The 21,592-nt window shown below is 67.1% G+C and carries 19 protein-coding genes; 3 read left to right on the top strand and 16 right to left on the bottom strand.

Features of this window, described 5'->3' with window-relative positions:
• Positions 1 to 17: 17 nt before the first annotated feature.
• Positions 18 to 335: a helix-turn-helix domain-containing transcriptional regulator gene (locus KZ686_RS06645; RefSeq protein WP_265633273.1), complete on the bottom strand. Its 318-nt coding sequence runs from the start codon at positions 333 to 335 to the stop codon at positions 18 to 20.
• A complete protein-coding gene (locus KZ686_RS06640) occupies positions 316 to 666 on the bottom strand; it encodes a type II toxin-antitoxin system RelE/ParE family toxin (protein WP_265633272.1) in 351 nt (116 codons plus the stop codon). The genes KZ686_RS06645 and KZ686_RS06640 overlap by 20 nt, the downstream gene beginning before the upstream one ends.
• 282 nt (positions 667 to 948) lie before the next feature.
• Here KZ686_RS06640 and argH point away from each other — a divergent pair, with 282 nt between their 5' ends.
• From argH to KZ686_RS06625, 3 genes are all read left to right on the top strand, one after another.
• The gene (gene argH, locus KZ686_RS06635) at positions 949 to 2,358 is read left to right on the top strand and encodes an argininosuccinate lyase (RefSeq protein ID WP_265633271.1); all 1,410 of its coding nucleotides are present in this window, start codon (positions 949 to 951) and stop codon (positions 2,356 to 2,358) included.
• Between the two features lie 335 nt (positions 2,359 to 2,693).
• Entirely contained in the window at positions 2,694 to 3,293 is a 600-nt protein-coding gene (locus tag KZ686_RS06630; protein WP_265633270.1) for a TRAP transporter small permease subunit, read from the top strand.
• Between the two features lie 12 nt (positions 3,294 to 3,305).
• Positions 3,306 to 5,039 carry a TRAP transporter large permease gene (locus KZ686_RS06625; RefSeq protein WP_265633269.1) on the top strand — a complete coding sequence of 578 codons (1,734 nt, stop codon included), beginning with the start codon at positions 3,306 to 3,308 and terminating at the stop codon, positions 5,037 to 5,039.
• Positions 5,040 to 5,160: 121 nt separating this feature from the next.
• On the opposite strand, the gene KZ686_RS06620 is transcribed toward KZ686_RS06625, so the two are convergent.
• The 14 genes from KZ686_RS06620 to apbC all read right to left on the bottom strand — a co-directional run bounded on the left by KZ686_RS06620 (position 5,161) and on the right by apbC (position 21,323).
• Positions 5,161 to 7,431 (bottom strand): arginine/lysine/ornithine decarboxylase, encoded by a 2,271-nt coding sequence (locus tag KZ686_RS06620; RefSeq protein WP_265633268.1) that lies wholly within the window; start codon positions 7,429 to 7,431, stop codon positions 5,161 to 5,163.
• 176 nt (positions 7,432 to 7,607) lie between these two features.
• The gene (dcd, locus tag KZ686_RS06615) at positions 7,608 to 8,174 is read right to left on the bottom strand and encodes a dCTP deaminase (RefSeq protein ID WP_053821151.1); all 567 of its coding nucleotides are present in this window, start codon (positions 8,172 to 8,174) and stop codon (positions 7,608 to 7,610) included.
• Between the two features lie 183 nt (positions 8,175 to 8,357).
• Positions 8,358 to 9,188 carry a formate dehydrogenase accessory sulfurtransferase FdhD gene (locus KZ686_RS06610; protein ID WP_149317726.1) on the bottom strand — a complete coding sequence of 277 codons (831 nt, stop codon included), beginning with the start codon at positions 9,186 to 9,188 and terminating at the stop codon, positions 8,358 to 8,360.
• 106 nt (positions 9,189 to 9,294) lie between these two features.
• Positions 9,295 to 9,840: a superoxide dismutase family protein gene (locus KZ686_RS06605; RefSeq protein WP_149317725.1), complete on the bottom strand. Its 546-nt coding sequence runs from the start codon at positions 9,838 to 9,840 to the stop codon at positions 9,295 to 9,297.
• An 85-nt stretch (positions 9,841 to 9,925) separates the two neighbouring features.
• On the bottom strand, positions 9,926 to 11,176 hold the full coding sequence (locus KZ686_RS06600; RefSeq protein ID WP_265633267.1) for a formate dehydrogenase subunit gamma: 1,251 nt from the start codon (positions 11,174 to 11,176) through the stop codon (positions 9,926 to 9,928).
• Between the two features lie 61 nt (positions 11,177 to 11,237).
• Positions 11,238 to 11,474 (bottom strand): hypothetical protein, encoded by a 237-nt coding sequence (locus KZ686_RS06595; RefSeq protein WP_149317992.1) that lies wholly within the window; start codon positions 11,472 to 11,474, stop codon positions 11,238 to 11,240.
• Positions 11,475 to 11,476: 2 nt separating this feature from the next.
• Positions 11,477 to 12,166 carry a formate dehydrogenase FDH3 subunit beta gene (gene fdh3B, locus KZ686_RS06590; RefSeq protein ID WP_149317724.1) on the bottom strand — a complete coding sequence of 230 codons (690 nt, stop codon included), beginning with the start codon at positions 12,164 to 12,166 and terminating at the stop codon, positions 11,477 to 11,479.
• Between the two features lie 10 nt (positions 12,167 to 12,176).
• Positions 12,177 to 15,206: a molybdopterin-dependent oxidoreductase gene (locus tag KZ686_RS06585; protein WP_149317723.1), complete on the bottom strand. Its 3,030-nt coding sequence runs from the start codon at positions 15,204 to 15,206 to the stop codon at positions 12,177 to 12,179.
• Between the two features lie 90 nt (positions 15,207 to 15,296).
• Positions 15,297 to 15,506 (bottom strand): formate dehydrogenase, encoded by a 210-nt coding sequence (locus tag KZ686_RS06580; protein ID WP_149317722.1) that lies wholly within the window; start codon positions 15,504 to 15,506, stop codon positions 15,297 to 15,299.
• 306 nt (positions 15,507 to 15,812) lie between these two features.
• Complete coding sequence (locus KZ686_RS06575; protein WP_149317721.1) at positions 15,813 to 16,445, bottom strand: TorD/DmsD family molecular chaperone; 633 nt, start codon at positions 16,443 to 16,445, stop codon at positions 15,813 to 15,815.
• Positions 16,446 to 16,600: 155 nt separating this feature from the next.
• Positions 16,601 to 18,784 carry a 4Fe-4S binding protein gene (locus KZ686_RS06570; RefSeq protein ID WP_265633266.1) on the bottom strand — a complete coding sequence of 728 codons (2,184 nt, stop codon included), beginning with the start codon at positions 18,782 to 18,784 and terminating at the stop codon, positions 16,601 to 16,603.
• A 101-nt stretch (positions 18,785 to 18,885) separates the two neighbouring features.
• A complete protein-coding gene (locus tag KZ686_RS06565; protein WP_149317719.1) occupies positions 18,886 to 19,596 on the bottom strand; it encodes a DUF3306 domain-containing protein in 711 nt (236 codons plus the stop codon).
• 105 nt (positions 19,597 to 19,701) lie between these two features.
• The gene (locus tag KZ686_RS06560) at positions 19,702 to 20,223 is read right to left on the bottom strand and encodes a DUF3305 domain-containing protein (RefSeq protein WP_149317991.1); all 522 of its coding nucleotides are present in this window, start codon (positions 20,221 to 20,223) and stop codon (positions 19,702 to 19,704) included.
• An 11-nt stretch (positions 20,224 to 20,234) separates the two neighbouring features.
• Complete coding sequence (apbC, locus tag KZ686_RS06555) at positions 20,235 to 21,323, bottom strand: iron-sulfur cluster carrier protein ApbC (protein WP_006578138.1); 1,089 nt, start codon at positions 21,321 to 21,323, stop codon at positions 20,235 to 20,237.
• Between the last annotated feature and the right edge of the window lie 269 nt (positions 21,324 to 21,592).

Below are 21,592 nucleotides of genomic sequence, written 5' to 3'. Positions count from 1 at the left end.
CTCCGGCCCGTTCCCACTCAAGCCGCGTGACGCGGCGCGGATGAATTCAGCGGCCGCACCGCCAGGCACAATCCCATCGCCTTCAGGATGGCAGTCAGGCTGCTGAGCGCCGGGTTTCCCTTTGGCGAGAGCGTGCGGTAAAGCTGGGTGGGATTGAGATCGGCCTGCTCCGCTACCGCTTGCACGCCGCCGAACGCCTGCGCCAGTTGCCGCAGCACCGTCAGCAATTCGCCCTGGTCGCCATCTTCGAGAATGCCGTTGATGACATCGAGCGCGAGCGACGGATCGCTGCGGTACAGCTCGGCCATCGCCTCATCATGCGGTCTGCTTCTCATCGTCGCCTCGTTGTTGCCAGTCTTGCCAATAAGCTACCGCTCGATCGATATCGGCCTGCTGAGTGCGCTTGTCGCCCCCGCATAGCAGCACCACAATGCGGTGTCCGTGCAACGCGTAGTACACCCGATAACCGGGCCCCACGTCGATGCGCAATTCGCACACCCCTTCGCGGCAGTGCCTGTGGTCGCCAAAATTGGCGCCCTCCATGCGAGCCACGCGGCGAATCACGGCCACTTTGGCCTCGCGGTCGCGCAAGCGGCTCAGCCAATCCACGTAGATATCCCGCTGCCCGTCGGCCGTGACGTAGTGTTCGATCAAGTACAGGGTCATTTTCGTTTAAAGACGAATCGAGGTCAACCGAATTGCAGAGGGAAGGCGCCGCCTTGAGGCTCGCTGCGGCCGCATGCGGTGGTCGCATGTCTCGGCGGCCCTGCCTTCGGTGGCGGCGTGCTGCCGCGCTGGAATGACGCTCGAGCGTAGGCTGGGTGGCACGATGAAAGTGTTCCCGTCCGTCAACGGTGCCCGGCAACGATATAATTCCCGTTTTTCCTATCCTCCTTTCCGTTGCCCGGCACGCCTCGGTGCGTGGGCACTGTCCAGTTCCCTACCGCCATGACCTCCCAACTTGCCAAGAAAGGCGAAGCCTGGTCCGCCCGCTTCTCCGAACCGATGTCCGACCTGGTGAAGCGCTACACCGCTTCGGTGTTCTTCGACAAGCGCCTCGCGCTGTTCGACATCCAGGGCTCGCTGGCGCATGCGGCGATGCTGGCCCGGCAGGGCATCATCAGCGACGCCGACCGCGCCGAGATCGAGCGCGGCATGGCGCAGATCCGCGGCGAAATCGAGGCCGGCAGCTTCGAATGGAAGCTGGACCTGGAAGACGTCCACCTGAATATCGAGGCGCGGCTGACCGCGCTGGTCGGCGATGCCGGCAAGCGGCTGCATACCGGCCGCTCGCGCAACGACCAGGTGGCCACCGACATCCGCCTGTGGCTGCGCAGCGAGATCGACAACATCGTCGGCCTGCTGGGCGACCTGCGCCACGCGCTGCTCGATCTGGCCGAACAGCACGCCGGCACGATCCTGCCTGGCTTCACGCACCTGCAGGTCGCGCAGCCGGTGACCTTCGGCCACCATCTGCTGGCCTACGTCGAGATGTTCACGCGCGATGCCGAGCGGATGCAGGACGCCCGCAAGCGCGTCAACCGCCTGCCGCTGGGCGCCGCCGCGCTGGCCGGCACCAGCTATCCGATCGACCGTGAATTCGTCGCGCAGCAGCTGGGCTTCGACGGCGTGTGCCGCAATTCGCTGGACGCGGTGTCCGACCGCGACTTCGCCATCGAATTCTGCGCGGCCTCGGCGCTGGTGATGACCCACGTATCGCGCTTCTCGGAAGAGCTGGTGCTGTGGATGAGCCCGCGCGTCGGCTTCATCGATATCGCCGACCGCTTCTGCACCGGCAGCTCGATCATGCCGCAGAAGAAAAACCCGGACGTGCCGGAGCTGGCGCGCGGCAAGACCGGCCGCGTCAACGGCCACCTGATCGGCCTGCTGACGCTGATGAAGGGCCAGCCGCTGGCGTACAACAAGGACAATCAGGAAGACAAGGAGCCGCTGTTCGACACGGTCGATACCGTGGTCGACACGCTGCGGATCTTCGCGGACATGGTGCCGGGCATCACGGTCAAGCCGGAGGCGATGCGCGCCGCCGCGCTGCAGGGCTATGCGACCGCGACCGACCTGGCCGACTACCTGGTCAAGAAGGGCCTGCCCTTCCGTGACGCGCACGAGGCGGTCGCCCACGCCGTGCGCGCCTGCGACGCGCGCCAGTGCGATCTGGCCGACCTGACCGTGGCGGAGCTGCGCGAGGCCACCGGCCTGGGCGACAAGGCCGCCCTGATCGGCGACGATGTCCACGGCGTGCTGACCCTGGAAGGCTCGGTCGCCGCCCGCAACCATATCGGCGGCACCGCGCCGGACCAGGTGCGCGCCGCGATCGCGGCCGCGCGCAAGGCCGGCTGATCGATGACTTGGCTGATCGGCGGATCTGCCGATCCGCAGACCTGTTGATCCGCTGAGCTGACGATTTGCTGATTTGCTGATTTGCGGATCGGCTGCCGGTCCGCCGCGCACCATGGCGTCCCCGTTTCCCGCGGGGACGCTCCCCACCTTGGTGGGGAATCTCCCTCTCCCGCCTCTCCCCGCCTCTCCCTCCACCCGCCCTCTTCTGGTGCGGACTACGCAGACAACCACGCAGACAAAGTGACGAATTGGGGATTAACCCTAGCGATTTGCCGTGGGGTTCAACCGTAAACTGACGCGCCACCCCGGTTTTTCCCCATCCCTAGGACGTTCACATGTCTCTCCTCATGAGGATCTCACGGCTTATCGACGCCGTGAACGATGTCATCGGGAGGTGGGCGAAATGGCTGATCCTGCTGGCCGTACTGGTCTGCGCGGGCAACGCCATCATTCGCTACACCTTCAGCATCAGCTCCAACGCCAGGCTCGAAATGCAGTGGTACATGTTCGCCGCCGTGTTCCTGCTCGGCGCGCCGTACGCCCTGCGCAAGGACGAGCATGTGCGCATCGACGTGGTCGCCGGACGCTTCTCCGAGCGGACCCAGGTCTGGATCGACATCTTCGGCATCCTGCTGTTCCTGCTGCCGATCTCGCTGATCATCCTGTGGCTGTCGATCCCCTACTTCTGGCTGTCCTTCGTCGGCCATGAAATGTCGGGCAATGCCGGCGGCCTGATCCGCTGGCCGGCCAAGTTCCTGATCGTCGCCGGCTTCTTCCTGCTGATCCTGCAGGGCCTGTCCGAGCTGATCAAGCGCTTCGCCTACCTGAGGGGGGAACTGCCGTTCGAAGCCTTCCGCAAGCACGGCCACAGCCCCGCGGAAAACGCCGCCGCGCTGGCCGATGGCGGCCGCTCCGGTCCCCCGGCAACCCCGTAAGCGAGGCGCGCAATGACGCAATTCCTGATCGACAACATGGCGCCGATCATGTTCGGCTCCCTGGTGGTCTTCCTGCTGTCGGGCTTTCCGATCGCTTTCGCGCTGGCGGCCAACGGGCTGCTGTTCGCCTTCATCGGCATCGAGCTGGGCCTGCTGGCGCCCGAACTGCTGCAGGCGCTGCCGAGCCGGCTGTTCGGCATCATCGAGAACGACACGCTGCTGGCGATCCCGTTCTTCACCTTCATGGGGCTGATACTGGAGCGATCCGGCATGGCCGAGGATCTGCTCGATACCATCGGCCAGCTGTTCGGCCCGATCCGCGGCGGCCTGGCCTATGCCGTGATCTTCGTCGGCGCGCTGCTGGCGGCGACCACCGGCGTGGTGGCGGCCTCGGTGATCTCGATGGGGCTGATCTCGCTGCCCCTGATGCTCAAGTACAACTACGACAAGCGGCTGGCGACCGGCGTGATCGCCGCGTCGGGCACGCTGGCGCAGATCATCCCGCCCTCGCTGGTGCTGATCGTGCTGGCCGACCAGCTGGGCCGTTCCGTCGGCGACATGTACAAGGGCGCCTTCGTGCCCGGCATGGTGCTGACCGGCCTGTACATGCTGTACGTGCTGCTGATGACGCTGGTCAAGCCGGCCTCGGCGCCAGCCCTGCCGCTGGAGGCGCGCACCTTCCGCGAGCCCAGCGGCAAGAGCGGCTCGACCTCGGTGCTGGTGCTCACCGCGCTGGCCGTGGTGGTCGGCGTGGTGGTCGACCTGAACTACAACCCCGGCGGACCGCTGGACGAGCGGCTGGTGGTGTCGATCGGCGCGGCGATCTCGTTCGCCTTTGTGCTGGCGGTGATCAACCGCGTGCTCAAGCTCAATCTGCTGTCGCAGATGGCCGAGAAGGTGACCTTCGTGCTGATCCCGCCGCTGGCGCTGATCTTCCTGGTGCTGGGCACGATCTTCATCGGCGTGGCCACGCCGACGGAAGGCGGCGGCATGGGCGCCCTCGGTGCGCTGGTGCTGGCGCTGATCAAGGGCCGGCTGAACCTGGGCCTGACCAGGCAGGCGATGGAATCGACGCTGAAGCTGTCGGCCTTCGTGATCTTCATCCTGATCGGCGCCCGGGTGTTCTCGCTGACGTTCTACGGCGTCGACGGCCACCTGTGGGTCGAGCATCTGCTGACGGCGCTGCCCGGCGGCCAGACCGGCTTCCTGATCGCGGTCAACATCCTGTTCTTCCTGCTGGCCTTCTTCCTGGACTTCTTCGAGCTGGCCTTCATCCTGGTGCCGCTGGTCGGCCCGGTGGCGGACAAGCTGGGCATCGACCTGATCTGGTTCGGCGTGCTGCTGGCGGTCAACATGCAGACCTCGTTCATGCACCCGCCGTTCGGCTTCTCGCTGTTCTACTTGCGCTCGGTCGCGCCGCGCTCGGTCAAGACCTCGGACATCTACTGGGGCTCGGTGCCCTTCGTGGTGATCCAGCTGATCATGGTGGCCCTGATCATCATCTTCCCGGGCCTGGTCAGCACGGACAAGGCGAAGGCGCAGGACCGCAGCATCACGCGCAGCCTTGACATCGACCTGGGCAAGCCCTCCCAGCCGGCACCGGGCGGCCCCGCTCCTTCCGGTCCATCGGAGGCGCCCGAGGCGCCGACGCTGCCGGGCGGCGCGCAGCTCGAGACGCCGGGCGCGCCGGCCCAGTCGAACGACAGCGGCCCGGCGGCACCGGTGTTCGAGTTCGAGAAGAAGTAGTTCGGGAAGAAGTACTTCAAGCCGGGATCGTTCGGGTCGAAATCGCTCGAACGACGGCCCCAGGAAAAACGGCCGGCATCAACATGATGCCGGCCGTTTTTTTCTTGCCGCCTCGCCGCCGTCAAGCCGTCTGCTTCACGCAATCGACGAAATACACGCGCTTGCCGTCGATCTCCTCGGCCACCAGGCCGTGGATATCGGTCTCGAAGCCCGGGAACAGCTGGTTGAACTCGCGGGCGAACTTCAGGTACTGGACGATGGTCCGGTTGAAACGCTCGCCCGGGATCAGCAGCGGAATGCCCGGCGGGTACGGCGTCAGCAGGATCGCGGTGACGCGGCCCTCCAGATCGTCGACCGGCACCCGCTCGATCTCGCGGTGCGCCATCATCGCCCAGGCGTCCGACGGCTTCATCGCCGGCTCCATGTCCGACAGATACATCTCGGTGGTCACGCGCGCGACGTCGTTGGCCTTGTAGACGCTGTGGATGGCATCGCACAGGTCGCGCAGGCCCATCCGCTCGTACTGCGGGAAGCGCGCGACGAACTCCGGCAGCACGCGCCACAGCGGCTGGTTCTGGTCATAGTCGTCCTTGAACTGCTGCAGCTCGGTCACCAGCGAGTTCCAGCGGCCCTTGGTGATGCCGATGGTGAACATGATGAAGAACGAGTACAGCCCGGTCTTCTCGATGATGATGCCGTGCTCGGCCAGGTACTTGGTGACGATCGCCGCCGGGATGCCGCGCTCGCTGAACTCGCCGTCGACGTCGAGCCCCGGCGTGATGATGGTGGCCTTGATCGGGTCGAGCAGGTTGAAGCCGTCGGCCAGGTCGCCGAAGCCGTGCCAGCGGTCGTTGGCCTTCAGCATCCAGTCCTCGCGGTCGCCGATGCCGTCCTCGTTCAGATCTTCCGGACCCCAGACCTTGAACCACCAGTCGCCGTTGTTGCCGGCGTCGTAGTCGCCCTCGACCTTGCGCATCGCGCGGCGGAAGTCCAGCGCCTCCTGGATGCTCTCCTCGACCAGCGCGGTGCCGCCCGGCGCTTCCATCATCGCCGCGGCCACATCGCACGAGGCGATGATCGAATACTGCGGGCTGGTCGACGTATGCATCAGGTACGCCTCGTTGAAGCGGTACCGGTCGAGCTTGCGCGTCTCCGAGTCCTGCACGAGGATCTGCGAGGCCTGCGACAGGCCCGCCAGCAGCTTGTGGGTCGACTGCGTGGCGAACACCAGCGCGTCCTTGCTGCGCGGACGATCGCGCCCGATCGCATGCATGTTGCGATAGAAATCGTGGAACGCCGCGTGCGGCAGCCAGGCCTCGTCGAAATGCAGCGTGTCGATCTCGGCCGCCAGCATCTCCTTGATCTGCTCGGCGTTGTAGAGCACGCCGTCGTAGGTGCCCTGCGTGATCGTCAGGATGCGCGGCTTCTGGTTCTTCGCCTGGCTGGCGAACGGATGCGCGGCGATCTTCCTGCGGATGGTCTCCGGGTCGAATTCGCTCTTCGGAATCGGACCGATGATGCCGTAGTGGTTGCGCGTCGGCATCAGGAACACCGGAATCGCGCCGGTCATCATGATCGCGTGCAGGATCGACTTGTGGCAGTTGCGGTCGACCACCACGATGTCGCCGGGCGCCACGTTGGCGTGCCACACCATCTTGTTCGACGTCGAGGTGCCGTTGGTGACGAAGAACATGTGGTCGGAGTTGAAGATCCGCGCGGCATTGCGCTCGGACGCCGCCACCGGTCCGGTGTGGTCCAGCAGCTGGCCCAGCTCGTCGACCGCGTTGCAGACGTCGGCGCGCAGCATGTTCTCGCCGAAGAACTGGTGGAACACCTGGCCGACCGGGCTCTTCAGGAAGGCGACGCCGCCCGAGTGGCCCGGGCAGTGCCACGAGTACGAACTGTCCTGCGCGTAGTCGATCAGCGCCTTGAAGAACGGCGGCGCCAGCGATTCGAGGTAGACCTTGGCTTCGCGGATGATATGCCGGGCCACGAACTCGGGCGTGTCCTCGAACATGTGGATGAAGCCGTGCAGCTCGCGCAGGATGTCGTTCGGGATATGGCGCGAGGTACGGGTCTCGCCGTACAGGAAGATCGGCAGGTTGGCGTTGCGCCGGCGCACCTCGGTGACGAAGGCGCGCAGCTTCTCGATCGCCGCCGCTTCCGGCTCGTCGGTGCCGCTGGCGAACTCGTCGTCGTCGATCGACACGATGAAGGTCGAGGCGCGGCTGGACTGCTGCGCGAACGAGGTCAGATCGCCATAGCTGGTCAGGCCCATCACCTCCATGCCCTCGGCCTCGATGGCCTGGGCCAGCGCACGGATGCCCGAGCCGGAGATGTTCTCGGAGCGGAAGTCTTCATCGATGATGATGACGGGGAAGCGGAATTTCATCGGGCGTCCTCGCGGAAAGGAGAGAGAGGCAAAAGGACTTGAGCCACATGGCCGCGTTCAGGCGCGCGGCGGCATGTGGCTCGGAGATTCATGCGGAGCGGTCGGGCCGCTCCGTCGGTCGTCGGCAATCGGGGGGTGGTGCGTTCCCGGGGCCATTGGCCCGCATTGTAGGGCAATCAGGTTTTCGGCAGCGTGACACCGTGCTGGCCCTGGTATTTGCCGCCACGGTCGCGGTACGAGGTCTCGCAGACCTCGTCGCTCTCGAAGAACAGCACCTGCGCGCAGCCCTCGCCGGCGTAGATCTTCGCGGGCAGCGGCGTGGTGTTCGAGAATTCCAGCGTCACGTAGCCCTCCCACTCGGGCTCGAACGGCGTCACGTTGACGATGATGCCGCAGCGCGCATAGGTGCTCTTGCCCAGGCAGATCGTCAGCACGCTGCGCGGGATGCGGAAATACTCGACGGTGCGGGCCAGCGCGAACGAGTTCGGCGGGATGATGCAGACATCGCCCTTGAAGTCGACGAACGACTTTTCGTCGAAGTTCTTCGGGTCGACGATGGTGCTGTTGATGTTGGTGAAGATCTTGAATTCGTCGGCGCAGCGGATGTCGTAGCCGTAGCTGGAGGTGCCATAGGAGACGATCTTGCGGCCATCCATTTCCCGGACCTGGCCCGGCTCGAACGGCTCGATCATGCCATGCTGCTCCGCCATGCGGCGGATCCACTTGTCGGATTTGATGCTCATAAGGTAGCGGTAAACGGGGGAAGCGCCGCGAAGTGGAACGCCGCAACCGGCGACATGGCGCGCAATGGGCCGCATTGTACAACCAAAGCGCGGCCGGCCCGGCAAGGCAGGCCGGGGTATCGAAGGGCAAGCCGGAAGGACAGCGGACGCGAGAGCGGAAGGGAGCGCGCGAGGAGAGCGGCCTTACGCCACCGCGGCCTGCGGCTCGCTGTGGCGGAAGCGCTGGCGGCCCGTATAGAGCAGGAAATGCTTGCCGGTGCAGCGCGCGAACAGCGTCATGTTGACGCGCCTGGCCATCTGGTAGCCCATCTGCGTGACACCCGAGCGCGACAGCAGGAACGGGATGCCCATCTGCGCGCCCTTGATGACCATCTCCGAGGTCAGGCGGCCGGTGGTGTAGAACACCTTGTCGGCGCCGTCCATTCCCTCCAGCCACATCCGTCCGGCGATCGCGTCGACCGCGTTGTGGCGGCCCACGTCCTCGATGAACATCAGCAGCTCGCGCCCCTGGAACAGCGCGCAGCCGTGCACCGAGCCGGCCTGCTTGTAGACCGACTGCTGCAGCCGGATCGTGTCGATGATGCTGTAGAGGGTCTGCTGGTCCAGCACTGCGTCGTCGGGCAGCCGGATCTGGTCGACCTCGTCGAGCAGCGAGCCGAATACCGTGCCCTGGCCGCAGCCGGTCGTGACGATCTTGCGCGCGGTGCGCTCCTCGATCCGGTCGACCCCGCCGCGCGTGGTCACCGCGGCCGACTCGGTCTCCCAGTCGACCTGGATCGCGGCGATGTCCTCGATCGATTCGACCAGGCGCTGGTTGCGCAGATAGCCCAGCACCAGCGCCTCCGGGGCGCCGCCCAGCGTCATCAGCGTGACCAGCTCGCGCTTGTCCAGATAGACCGTCAGCGGCCGCTCGCCCGGCAGGAAGGCGGAGCGCACGCGGCCCTGCTCGTCGACCACCTCGACCTCCTCGATCAGCGGGACGGCGGCTTGGCTCAGTTCGGGACGCAGGGACATGGGTACGGGGAAATCGAAAACATCGAGGCGGGACCGGCCCCTGGCTGGCCCGCGTGGTGAGCCACGGCGGACCACGGCGCCGGCCGCGCCGGTCAGGTCAGGTCAGTCAGGACTTGACCACCACGCCGCAGGCGATGCGGCCGCCCGAATTGCCGGTGGGCTGGGTCTTGTAGTCGTCGGGGTCCTTGTGCACGACCACGGCACGGCCGACGATGCTGTTGGGGCCGGGCGCGACGGTCATGCTGGTCAGCTGGAAGCTTGCCCGCGCGCGGCCGTTGGCGTCGGCGGTCAGGTTCGGCATGTCGCCGACATGGTGGTCCGACGTATTGACGGAGCCGTGCGGCTTCCCGGTCGGGTTGAAATGGCCGCCGGCGCTCATCGCGTCGGGGGCCGAGCAGTCGCCCTTCTCGTGGACGTGGAAGCCATGCACCGAATTCGGCGGCAGGCCGGTCACGTCCGCCAGCACCATCACATGATCGCCATGCTGGGTGAAGGTGACGGTGCCCTGGGTATTGGTGCCGCTCTTGGCGGTCAGCGGGGCGACCGCGCGTTCCGCCGTCGCTCCGCCGCCCATCTTGTGTCCCAGATGCTCCATCTGCGAACACGCTGCCAACGCAGCGCTTGCCACCAGACCGAAAAGAATACGCTTCATGCCGAACCTCCTGTCACGGTGATGTCGAGCATGCATTGTAGCGCTCATCCCGGCCCTTTCCCCGACAACGCCGGTACGGCAGCGCTTACGCCTCGCCAGGCGCGGGCCGCCGTTCCGGCTGGCGGCGCGAAGGCGTGGAACGCTGCGCCGGGATCTTGCCCGAGCGGACGTCGTCGTACCAGTGCTCGTGGTGCTCCTTCGCCCAGGCCTCGTCGACATAGCCGTCGCGCATCGCGCGGTAGGCGCCTTCCATGCCGATCGTGCCCATGTAGATATGGCCGAACGCCATCGCCATCATCACGATCGCGGCGATCGAGTGGACGATATGGGCCAGCTGCATCGTGGTGCGGTAGTAGTCCAGGCCCGGCACGATCTTGTCGAGCACGAAGCCCGAGGCCGAGATCAGCAGCCCAAGGAAGAACACGCCGACCCAGAACCAGCCCTTCTCGCCGGCATTGAAGCGGCCGCTCGGCACATGCTTGCCGCTGGCGATGCCGCCCAGGCTGGTCAGCCAGCGGATGTCGTCGCGCGACGGCAGGTTGTCGCGCACGAAGATCACGAAGCCGACGATCAGCGACAGCGTGAAGACCGGTCCGACGATGTTGTGGACGTTCTTCAGCAGATAGGTCAGCCAGCCGAACAGCGTATGGCCCATGATCGGCAGCAGGAAATGCTTGCCGAACAGCATCACGATGCCCGACACCGCCAGCACCACGAAGGCGATCGCCATGGTCCAGTGGACGATGCGCTCCAGCGGCGTGAAGCGCTCGATCATGCGGCCCGTCGGCGCCGACTTCAGCGGAATGGTGCCGCGCCAGACGAAGAAGGCCAGGATCACGGCCGGCACCAGCACCAGCAGCCAGCCGCCCCAGGCCGTGATCACGCCATTGCGCAACAGCCGCCATTCCTGGCCGGTACGCAGGATCAGCACGCCGGCTTCCTTGTCGGGCAGGCTGCTGTAGTGGCGCTGGTCAGAGTTGATCTCGCGCCAGACCGGGGCGTTGTTGCCCGGCTGCGTGCGCGTGCGGCTCTGCTGCTCGCGCGCCTCGGCGGCGATGTCGCGCTCGGGCACGTCGAAGATGTTCTGCGAGGCGATGCCCGAGAACGGCTGCTGCGGATGCAGCGCCGGGTTGTTGGTGTCGGCATCGCCCGGCGCCGGCGTCGCGGCCGGGCTCTGGCCCTGCGCCGCTGCCTGCGCGGGCGCTTGCGCGGGCGTGGTCTGCGCCTGCGCCGCGCCGGCATGCAGCAGCGGCACGGCCAGGGCCAGCGCGCATGCGGCCGTTGCCGCGGCGGCACGGGCCTTGCCGGCCAGCGCGGAAATCAGCTTGGCGCTCATAGGGCCTCCTTCGGATCGGCTTGAAGTCGGCGGCAACGGCGGCCGCCCATGCACGCCCCACTCATTGGACGCGCGTGTACTCGTTCTGCAGCTGATTGCGCTGGCGGATCTGCTTCTGCCAGCTGGTCTGGTCGCCCTGCGTCCAGCCGGTGGCGACGAACGGATCGCCGGGCGCGCCCTTCCAGGCCGCCGTGTCGGTCTTCTTCGGGCTCGGCCTGGCGGTTTGCGGCTCCTCGCCGCAGCCCGCCAGCCCGATCAGCGCGGCGGCGCCCGCCGCCATCCACATCAGCTTGTTCATCTTCATGATGCCTGTCCCGCGGGAGTGGACGGACCGGCCGGCGTCTGCTGGGCCGGAGCCGGGGTGCCGGCCGGCGCGGCCGGCGCGGTCTGGGCAGCCTTGCCGTTGGTGCCGTAGGCGGTGCCCCAGCCGAACACATCGCCGCCGGTGCCGCGCTTGATCACGCGGTTGCGCAGGATGTCGGCGATCACGTCGCCGTCGCCGCCGAGCAGCGCCTTGGTCGAGCACATCTCCGCGCACAGCGGCAGCTTGCCTTCGGACAGGCGGTTGCGGCCGTACTTCTCGAACTCGGCCTCGCTGCCGTTGGCTTCCGGACCGCCCGCGCAGAACGTGCACTTGTCCATCTTGCCGCGCACGCCGAAGGTGCCGGTCGACGGGAACTGCGGCGCGCCGAACGGGCACGCATACGAGCAGTAGCCGCAGCCGATGCAGACATCCTTGTCGTGCAGCACCACGCCGTCGTCGGTGCGGTAGAAGCAGTCGACCGGGCAGACCGCCATGCAGGGCGCGTCCGAGCAGTGCATGCAGGCCACCGAGATCGATTTCTCCGCGCCCTGCACGCCGTCGTTGACCGTCACCACGCGGCGCCGGTTGACGCCCCACGGTACCTCGTGCTCGTTCTTGCAAGCGGTGACGCAGCTGTTGCACTCGATGCAGCGCTCGGCGTCACAGATGAATTTCATGCGTGCCATTGTGTTCCCCTTACGCGAAGCGCTCGATCTGGCAGACCGTGGTCTTGGTTTCCTGCATCATCGTCACCGCGTCATAGCCGTAGGTTGTCGCGGTGTTGACCGCCTCGCCCCGCACGATCGGATGCGCACCGTCCGGGTAGTAGTCCAGCATGTCCTTGCCCTGCCACCAGCCCGAGAAGTGGAACGGGATGAACGCGGTATCCGGGCCGACCCGCTCGGTGACCAGCGCGCGCACCTTCAGCGTGGCGCCGGTCGGCGTCTTGACCCAGCAGTAGTCGCCGTTGCGGATGCCGCGTGCGGAGGCCGCGCGCGGATTGATCTCGACGAAGTTCTCCTGCTGCAGCTCGGCCAGCCACGGGTTCGAACGCGTTTCCTCGCCCCCGCCCTCGTACTCGACCAGGCGGCCGGAGGTCAGGATGATCGGGAACTTCTCGTGGATCTTGTTCTCGACGTTGCGCTGCTGCACGGTCTTGTACAGCGTGGGCAGACGCCAGAACGCCATCTTGTCGTCGTGGGTCGGATACTTGGCGACCATGTCCGGACGCGTCGAGTACAGCGGCTCGCGGTGCTGCGGAATCGGATCCGGGAAGTTCCACACCACGGCACGCGCCTTGGCGTTGCCGAACGGATGGCAGCCGTGCACCTTCAGCACGACGCGCTGGATGCCGCCCGACAGGTCGGTCTTCCAGTTCTTGCCCTCGGCCGCCTGCTTCTCGGCGTCGGTCAGGTCGTCCCACCAGCCCAGCTTCTTGAGCAGCACGTGGTCGAACTCGGGATAGCCGGTCGTGATCTCCGCGCCCAGGGAGTGCGAGCCGTCCTCGGCCAGCAAGTTGACGCCGTCGCGCTCCACGCCGAAGTTGGCGCGGAAGTTGCCGCCGCCGTCCATCACGTGGCGCGTGGTGTCGTACAGGTTCGGCGAGCCCGGGTGCTTGAGCTCCGGCGTGCCGTAGCACGGCCACGGCAGGCCGAAGTAGTCGCCGGTCAGGTCGTAGCCGGTGGCCGCGTCCTTGCCGCCCTTGCAGCGCAGCGTCTTGACGTCGAACATCTGCATATTCTTCATATGCGCCTTCAGCCGTTCCGGCGACTGGCCGGTGTAGCCGATGGTCCAGTTCGACCTGTTGATCTCGCGCAGGATCGACTCGGGCTCCGGCTCCATCCAGGTACGGCCGGCGCGCTTGACCTCGATCATCTTGAAGTTGCGCGACAGCTCCTTGCCGAAGCCGAGCTTGTCGGCGAAGGCCTGCATGATCGTGTGGTCGGGCATCGATTCGAACAGCGGCTCGATGACCTTCTCGCGCCATTGCAGCGAGCGGTTCGACGCCGTGCAGGAGCCCGAGGTCTCGAACTGCGTGGCGGCCGGCAGCAGGTAGACGGCGCGGTTCGGATTGACCTTGTCGCCCTCGGCGGGCGGCATGTTGGCCATCGCCGCGGTGGCCGACGGATACGGGTCGATCACCACCAGCAGGTCCAGCTTGTCGAGCGCCTTCTTCATTTCCAGGCCGCGCGTCTGCGAGTTCGGCGCATGGCCCCAGAAGAACACGCCGCGGACGTTGTTGTCCTGGTCGATCAGATCGCTCTTCTCGGTGACGATATCGATCCAGCGCGACACCGTGGTGCCGGACTTCTCCATCATCGCCTGCGAGGGGAACTGCGACTTGATCCACTCGTAATCGACGTTCCACACCGCGGCGTAGTGCTTCCACGCGCCGGTGGCCAGGCCGTAGTAGCCCGGCAGCGAGTCCGGGTTCGGGCCGACGTCGGTCGCGCCCTGCACGTTGTCGTGGCCGCGGAAGATGTTGGCGCCGCCGCCCGACACGCCGATATTGCCCAGCGCCAGCTGCACGATGCAGGAGGCGCGCACCATCGCGTTGCCGATCGTGTGCTGGGTCTGGCCCATGCACCAGACCAGCGTGCTCGGCCGGTTCTTGGCCATGGTCTCGGCGACCTTGTAGACCTCGGCCTCGGGCACGCCGCAGGCCTCTTCGACCTTGTCGGGGGTCCACTTGGCGAGGACTTCCTCGCGCACCTTGTCCATGCCGTAGACGCGGGTGCGGATGTATTCCTTGTCTTCCCAGCCGTTGTTGAAGATGTGGTACAGCACGCCGAACAGGAACGGGATGTCGGTGCCCGAACGGATGCGGACATACTGCTCGGCCTTGGCCGCGGTGCGGGTGTAGCGCGGATCGACCACGATCACCTTGCAGCCGTTTTCCTTGGCATGCAGCAGATGCAGCATCGACACCGGATGCGCCTCGGCCGCGTTCGAGCCGATATACAGCGCAGCCTTGCTGTTCTGCATATCGTTGTACGAGTTCGTCATCGCACCGTAGCCCCAGGTATTGGCCACGCCCGCGACAGTGGTCGAGTGGCAGATGCGCGCCTGGTGGTCGGTGTTGTTGGTGCCGAAGAACGACACCCACTTGCGCAGCAGGTAGGACTGCTCGTTGCTGTGCTTGGACGAGCCGATGAAGAACATCGAATCCGGGCCGGTCTCCTGGCGGATCTGCTTCATCTTCGCGGTGATCTCGTCCAGGGCCTGGTCCCAGCTGATGCGCTGGTACTTGCCGTTGACGAGCTTCATCGGATATTTCAGGCGGTACTCGCCGTGGCCGTGCTCGCGCAGCGCCGCACCCTTGGCGCAGTGCGCGCCCATGTTGATCGGCGAATCGAACACCGGCTCCTGGCGGACCCAGACGCCGTTCTGCACCACCGCGTCGACCGCGCAGCCGACCGAGCAGTGGCCGCAGACCGTGCGGCGCACGACGATATCGCCCTTGCCGTTGCCGGCGGCCTTGCCGTCGGCGGCATCGGCCTTGCGGATCAGCGACAGTTGCGAGGCAGCCAGGCCCGCGCCCACGCCGATGCCCGAGCGCTTCAGGAAGCTGCGGCGGTCCATGGTCGGCATCGCGCCGGCGAGGCTCGTGGCCAGCCGCGCCGACAGGCGTGCGGACGAAGCGGCGGCCGGCTGAGCGGACGCGAGTCGATCAACGCGCTGCGCAGGGGCGCCGCCCTGGGCCGCGTGCTTGCGGGTCAGAATCATGTGTCACCTCGGGAAAGGTACGAAGCAGGCAAAGGCGATATCGCGAGAGACGGCCGCGCCGGCATCGCGGCGGGCCGGCAATCGCGCGGCTTATACCAGCGTCGTCCGGTAATACTTCCGTACGTGTTCAGAGACACGGTAACCGTTGCTGTCGGCAGGAGTGGGTTCCGGCGCGGGGATCGCACCGGCGGGGGCGGCGGGAGTGCGCGCGGTCAGGGCCGCGGCACCCGCGGCGGCAGTCACGATGCCAGCACCGGCGAGGAAATGGCGACGTGCGACCCGGGTTTCCTTCTCTTTCATGGGGGGCTCCTCGGTAATATTTACCGATTACCAATCTAGTTATGCATTCTTTTGCGTATTGTAGATCGATCTGTACGCAATGGCCATGCTGACCGCGGGTTTATCCTGATTTTCCGTAATCATGGCGCTGTGCATCAAATGTCTTGAGACATGTCTTTGCACGCCACGCGAACCCGCATCGCGACATCTCGTTCTGCACGCCAACTGCGTTTATCGGCTCACCGGGCCGTGGGCTTTAGCGCTGCCACGCAATCCAGGCAATCCGCGCAATTCAGGCAATTCAGGGAATTCACGCAATTCAAGCAATCAATGCATCTCCATCGCGACCGCCTCGACGGCCGCGAACGACTTCAGCAGTTCCGCCGCGCGCGCATAGAAGCGCGCGCCCGGATGGGCGATGACCGTATCGCACAGCGATTCGACCCACGGTTGCAGATGGCGCGCGAAGAAGCGCTGCTGCTCGCCGAGGTTGGACACCGCGACATCGTCGCCGGCAATCAGGAAGCGCATCACCTCGCATAGCGTCGCGATATGGTCCTCGGGTTCGCTGACGCCTTCATGACGTTCGAGCCCGTAGCGCGCCAGATCTTCGCGCACCGCCACCAGCGGGCGTTCATGCAGGAAGCCGGTCTGGTAGTACGAGCCGTACAGGAATACATCGGGCTTGCCGATGCCGACGAACAGTTGCTGGTACTCGTCGGCGGCCTCCGCCTCGGTGGTGCCCGCCGCCGCTTCGCCCAGCGCGTTCCACGCCTGGCCCAGCGGGCTGGCGGCATCGTCGGCATGGGCGCGATTGGCGGCGATATGGTGCAGCAACGCCGCGTCGGGGGCGCGATAGAACAGCGTGGCCAGCAGGCCGTAGAGGTCGGCGCGGGCGGTGTCTTCGGCCTGGTCCGCGGGGGCGGCCTGGGTCAGCTGGATAGGCTGGAAATCGGTCATCGGATCGCGGTGAGAGGTGGCAGTACTACGTCAAGGGCCGCATCGGCCTGCGGCATTGGCTCGTGGCAATGGCCTGTCGCATCGGCTCGTGGCATCGGCTCGTGGCATCGGCCTGCGGCATCGGAAAGCGGCGCCGGCTGCCGCCGGCGCCCTGCTCATTGCAGCGTCGCGCCGGTCGCGGCCCCGGTGTCCTTCTCGATCATGTCGACGACCCGGCAGTCGCTGCACATCTTCAGGCGATCGGCGGCGGCGCCGGCAAAGGCCGGATGGCCGGCCAGCCGTCCCAGCATGGCCTCGACCATCTGCGCGGTGCCGAAGGGCTTGGCGCAGCGGATGCAGTGGAACGGCCTGGTCTCGTGCAGCGTGACGGGCTGGCGCACGACATCGCCGGTCAGCAGGCGCGGCACCAGCGTGATCGCGTCTTCCGGGCAGGTCCGCTCGCACAGGCCGCACTGCACGCAGTTGCGCTCGAGGAAGGACAGCACCGGGCGCTCGCTGTTGTCGCGCAGCGCCTGCGACGGACAGGAGCCGACGCAGGCCATGCACAGCGTGCAGCGGCCGGTGTCGACCTGCACCGCGCCCAGCGGCGCGCCGGCCGGCAGCGGCACGGTCTCGGCCGGCAGCGGCGCATGCGCGGCCAGGTGATCGAGCGCGAAGCCCAGCGTTTCCCGCTTGGCCGCGGCGGCATGGAAGGCAGCCGGCGGCAGCGCGGCGCCCTTGGCAGCAACATTGGGCGACAAGCGCGCCAGCGCGCGATCGAGCGAGCCGGCATCGGGCGCGTCGATCAGCGTAAGGAATTCGCCGCGATAGCCCAGGCCAGTAAGGATGGCCTGCGCCACCGCCATCTGCTCGGCCAGCGCGGTGCGATATTGCGGCGCTTCGTCGCCGGTCAGCATCACCGCGACGCGGTCCGCGCCCCAGGCGATCGCCGCCAGCCACAACTCCAGGCCGACCGAGGCCGGATGGAACAGGCCGACCGGAATCACGTTCGGTGCGATGCCGTCGAGCCGGCCCGCGCGGGCCTCCCTGCCGAGCGCCAGGATGCGCGCATCGCCATGCTCCTGCCCATGCAGCAGCAGCACGGCATCACGCCCGCCCGCCTGCCGGTAGGTCGACAGCAGCGTGCGCAGGCGCCGGCCCTGATGATCGGGCTTCGGATAGGCATAGCTGATCGCGCCGGTCGGGCAGACCGTGGTGCAGGCCCCGCAGCCCACGCACAGGTTCGGCGCGACCTCGATGCGGCCCTTGCCGTCCTGCCAGCGCGAGCCGATCGCCTCGGCCGAGCAGACGTCGATACACGCCGAGCAGCCCGTGGTCCGGTTGCGGCCGTGCGCGCACAGCGATTCCTTGTACTGGAAGAACTTGGGCTTCTCGAATTCGCCGACCCGCTGCGTCGCGGCGAGCGCCATCCGTTCCTGGCGCAGCGGGTCCGCGCCCGCGTGCAGATAGCCCTGCGGCGGCGCGTGCCGGCCGAAGAAGGGGCTGTCGTTCAAGTCGAAGACCAGGTCGAAACGCTCGCTGACCGTGGCGGCGGGCCGGTCGAAATCGATCGCCGCGGCGGCGCCGCAGGCCTTCACGCAATCGCGATGGGCGGTGCAGCGGCTCAGGTCGATCTGGTAGCTGAAGTCGATCGCGCCTTCCGGGCAGGCCTCGATACAGGCATTGCAGCGCGTGCACAGGTCCAGATCGATCGGATTGGCGCGGCCCGCGCCGGTCTCCCAGCTGGCCTCGAAGGCGCCGAGCCAGCCGCTCAACTTGTCGAGCCGGCCGCTGTGGACCGGATAGTCGCGCGTCGCGGGCGGCGTCGCGCCATCGACGGCGCCGGTGCCAGGGCGGGTGCCCTTGGACCCGCCGAGCAGAACCGTCACCTGCAGGCCCGCCTCGCCGAGGCGGTCAGCCCACGGCAGCGCGCGCGCGGCCGGGCCGAACACCAGCACGCTGCCGGCCGAGCGGTAGTCGACCACCGGCACCGGGTCCGGGTCGGGCAGCGCCGCGGCGGCCAGCAGCGCGGCGATCTTGGCATTGACCGTGCGCGGGTCCTTGCGCGCGCCGCGCGACCAGCCGCCGGTCTCGCGGATATTGACGAAGCGCACCGGCGCGGTGACGACGCCGTCGGCCTGCGTCTTCGCGGCCAGTTCGGTAAACAGCGGGCGTTCCTGCGTGCAGGCGACGATCACGTCTTCGGTGCCGTCGAGCGCGGCGGTGAAGGCGCCGACCTCGCGGCGGCACAACAGGCGGTGGACTTTCAGCGGGGCGGCGCCCGGCTGGGTGGAGGCATCCGACAGTGCCGCCCCGTCAAGCGGCATGGTGTCGTTGCAATTGCAGATCAGCGTCGGCATGGTCGGTACAGCTGGCCGGCTTGCCAGCCCGCTTCTTTCGAGCGGGTCCGCGCCGGCGGTTTGTGGGGGAGTGACATTGTAGGCCCGACGCGGGGCCGGGGCTACGCAGGTTTGTCCGTAGCTGGTTCGGTATGCGGCACGGCGGGGGTGGCATCGCCCCCCGGCGCGGGCGTGGTTTGCGCCTTCACGCCGGCATCGGCGCCGTCGTCCGGGGCGATGTGCGCGCCGGCCTGTGCGGTGCCATCCGGCTCGCCGGTACCGTCCTCGGGGACATCAACGGACGATTCGGCCCCGGCTTGAGCTTGCGCTTCGTCGTCCGGAGCCGAGCCCTGACGGCCGGCAGCGGTGCCGGGCTCTTCCACTTCCTCGATCGGATCGAACAGGCCCAGCGTCTCGGACTGGCGCAGGCGCCGCAGCACGTCGGGCGGAATCGGGTCCGGCTTGCTGTAGTCGTCGATATAGATATCGAGCCCGTCCATCACATTGAAATGCGGGTCGGCGAACAGCGTCTTCAGCGCGGCGCGCTTGACGGTTTCGTCGACGCCCCGGGCGACGAAGCGGGCCACGCTGTCGCCGGGCTTGAGCATCGCCACGTCGGCCAGCGTCGGCGCGGGCGGGGCTTCGGCCTCGGGCGCGACGGCACCGGCCGTTGCGTCGGCCTTCACATCGGCCTTTGCCGGAACGGCGACCGGCGCGGCGGGCGACGCGGCAGGCGGCGATACGGGTTCGGCTGCCACGGCCTTGCCCTCGCGCACGGCGGCCTTGCGGCGTGACCAGCGGGACAGGAAGGACGTTTCGGTCGAATCGCTCATGATGGAAAGTCAGGCGGCAAAGAGACGGGTAACGACATCCCTGCCGCGGATTTCAATGGCGTGCTCAGCAACGCGTTCAGTGGAGTGGTGCGTTCGGCCGTGCGCTCAATAGCGCGCCCGGTCCTGCGGCGACTTGAACGACTCCGGCCGCCGGCGCTTCTTCGGCTCGGGCCGGTAGTGCTCGGCCACATAGGCCTGCAGCCAGGCCAGCTGTTCGGGTGCGAGCGGCACGTTCTCGACCGTCTCGCCGGCATCGAGCCAGCGCCCCGCCTCGTTGTACGACAGCGAGACGGTCACCGGCAGCGGCCGGCGCCCGTCTTCCGGCTGGGTCTCGTCCATGCGCCACAGCACGAACCAGCACGGCGCCGTGGAGCTCAGGTTCAGATAGTAGCCCTCGGCTTCGTCGCGGAACAGCTCGACGGGGTAGCCGGGATAGAGCCAGCGGGCGCCCTGCTCGTCCTCGTGCAGGCAGTGCGGCTCGGTACCGAACGCGCCAAGGTCCGGCACCACCGCTTCGAGCTCCCACTTCCAGGGCTGCCAGCGGCTCGCCAGCGCGATTCTGCGCATCACCACCGCCATCGTGACGGCGGGGCGGCCGCCGGCCGGCGGCGGAGCCTCGGACTGCATCGGTTCCATGGTCAGGTGTTCTGCACGACGATGCTGGGGAACTTGCTGGTCATGTCGCGCGCCTTGTCGGCGACCTTGATCGCCACCTTGCGCGCGATGCCGCGGTAGAGCTCGGCGATCGGGCTGTCGGGCTCGGCGACCACCGTGGGCCGGCCGGAATCGGCCTGCTGGCGGATCGACAGGTTCAGCGGCAGGCTGCCCAGCAGGTCGACGCCATATTGCTCGCACATCCGCTCGCCGCCGCCCTCGCCGAAGATATGCTCGACGTGGCCGCAGTTCGGGCAGCAATAGACCGCCATGTTCTCGACGATGCCGAGGATCGGGATGCCGACCTTCTCGAACATCTTCAGGCCCTTGCGCGCGTCCAGCAGCGCGATGTCCTGCGGCGTGGTGACGATCACCGCGCCGGTCACGGGCACCTTCTGCGACAGCGTCAGCTGGATGTCGCCGGTGCCCGGCGGCATGTCGACGATCAGGTAATCCAGTTCGTGCCAGTTGGTCTGGCGCAGCAGCTGCTCCAGCGCCGAGGTCACCATCGGCCCGCGCCATACCATCGGGTTGTCCTGCTCGATCAGGAAGCCGATCGAGTTGGCCTGCAGCCCGTGGCCCTCCAGCGGCTCCATGGTCTGGCCGTCGGCGGACTCGGGACGGCCGTCGATGCCCAGCATCATCGGCAGGCTCGGGCCGTAGATGTCGGCGTCCAGCATGCCGACGCGCGCGCCTTCGGCGGCCAGCGCCAGCGCGAGGTTGACGGCGGTGGTGGACTTGCCGACGCCGCCCTTGCCGGAGGCGACCGCGATCACGTTCTTGACGCCCGGCAGCAGCTTGACGCCGCGCTGCACGGCATGGGCGACGATGTGCATGGTCACCGTCACGCTGACATTGGTGACGCCAGGCAGGGCGCGCAGCGCCGCGATCACCAGCTTGCGAATCGGGTCGAGCTGGCTCTTGGCCGGATAGCCGAGTTCGACGTCGAGCGAGACATCGCCGCCATCGACACGGATATTGCGGGCGGAGCGCGTGCTCACCAGATCCTTGCCCGTGTTGGGATCGATCACGGTACGCAAGGCTTCGGTAACCTGGTCAACGGTAAGGCTCAAGACAATCTCCGCTACTTGATATGTGGGGGAAGGCGCGTACTGTATCAAAGAGTGGCCCCGCGGCTCGGCGAGGGCCAGGAAGGCTTCGATTATCCCTGTGGTGCACAAGGGATTACACGTGCTTACAACTTTCACAGCGTGGCGCTTGTGCACGGGGCGCCATCTCCCTATTGTAGTGCCCCGAAACGTCGGCTCGCCCCGGATCCCGCCCGAGACTTCGGCGGTGCCCGAAAGCAGCCTGAATCGCCACTTGGCGCTTGCATTTTTTG

It is taken from the genome of Cupriavidus cauae, assembly GCF_026210475.1.
Classification (GTDB): domain Bacteria; phylum Pseudomonadota; class Gammaproteobacteria; order Burkholderiales; family Burkholderiaceae; genus Cupriavidus; species Cupriavidus cauae.
Note: the sequence above shows the minus strand (reverse complement) of the source record. Positions and strands in the feature narration are given on the sequence as shown.

Coding starts and splice junctions, on each gene's coding strand:
- KZ686_RS06600 (WP_265633267.1), bottom strand. CDS start 11,176: ATGAGCGCCAAGCTGATTTCCGCGCTGGCCGGCAAGGCCCGTGCCGCC.
- KZ686_RS06645 (WP_265633273.1), bottom strand. CDS start 335: ATGAGAAGCAGACCGCATGATGAGGCGATGGCCGAGCTGTACCGCAGC.
- KZ686_RS06585 (WP_149317723.1), bottom strand. CDS start 15,206: ATGATTCTGACCCGCAAGCACGCGGCCCAGGGCGGCGCCCCTGCGCAG.
- KZ686_RS06640 (WP_265633272.1), bottom strand. CDS start 666: ATGACCCTGTACTTGATCGAACACTACGTCACGGCCGACGGGCAGCGG.
- KZ686_RS06595 (WP_149317992.1), bottom strand. CDS start 11,474: ATGAACAAGCTGATGTGGATGGCGGCGGGCGCCGCCGCGCTGATCGGG.
- dcd (WP_053821151.1), bottom strand. CDS start 8,174: ATGAGCATCAAATCCGACAAGTGGATCCGCCGCATGGCGGAGCAGCAT.
- fdh3B (WP_149317724.1), bottom strand. CDS start 12,166: ATGGCACGCATGAAATTCATCTGTGACGCCGAGCGCTGCATCGAGTGC.
- KZ686_RS06610 (WP_149317726.1), bottom strand. CDS start 9,188: ATGTCCCTGCGTCCCGAACTGAGCCAAGCCGCCGTCCCGCTGATCGAG.
- KZ686_RS06575 (WP_149317721.1), bottom strand. CDS start 16,445: ATGACCGATTTCCAGCCTATCCAGCTGACCCAGGCCGCCCCCGCGGAC.
- KZ686_RS06625 (WP_265633269.1), top strand. CDS start 3,306: ATGACGCAATTCCTGATCGACAACATGGCGCCGATCATGTTCGGCTCC.
- KZ686_RS06620 (WP_265633268.1), bottom strand. CDS start 7,431: ATGAAATTCCGCTTCCCCGTCATCATCATCGATGAAGACTTCCGCTCC.
- argH (WP_265633271.1), top strand. CDS start 949: ATGACCTCCCAACTTGCCAAGAAAGGCGAAGCCTGGTCCGCCCGCTTC.
- KZ686_RS06630 (WP_265633270.1), top strand. CDS start 2,694: ATGTCTCTCCTCATGAGGATCTCACGGCTTATCGACGCCGTGAACGAT.
- KZ686_RS06560 (WP_149317991.1), bottom strand. CDS start 20,223: ATGCAGTCCGAGGCTCCGCCGCCGGCCGGCGGCCGCCCCGCCGTCACG.
- KZ686_RS06570 (WP_265633266.1), bottom strand. CDS start 18,784: ATGCCGACGCTGATCTGCAATTGCAACGACACCATGCCGCTTGACGGG.
- KZ686_RS06580 (WP_149317722.1), bottom strand. CDS start 15,506: ATGAAAGAGAAGGAAACCCGGGTCGCACGTCGCCATTTCCTCGCCGGT.
- KZ686_RS06605 (WP_149317725.1), bottom strand. CDS start 9,840: ATGAAGCGTATTCTTTTCGGTCTGGTGGCAAGCGCTGCGTTGGCAGCG.
- KZ686_RS06565 (WP_149317719.1), bottom strand. CDS start 19,596: ATGAGCGATTCGACCGAAACGTCCTTCCTGTCCCGCTGGTCACGCCGC.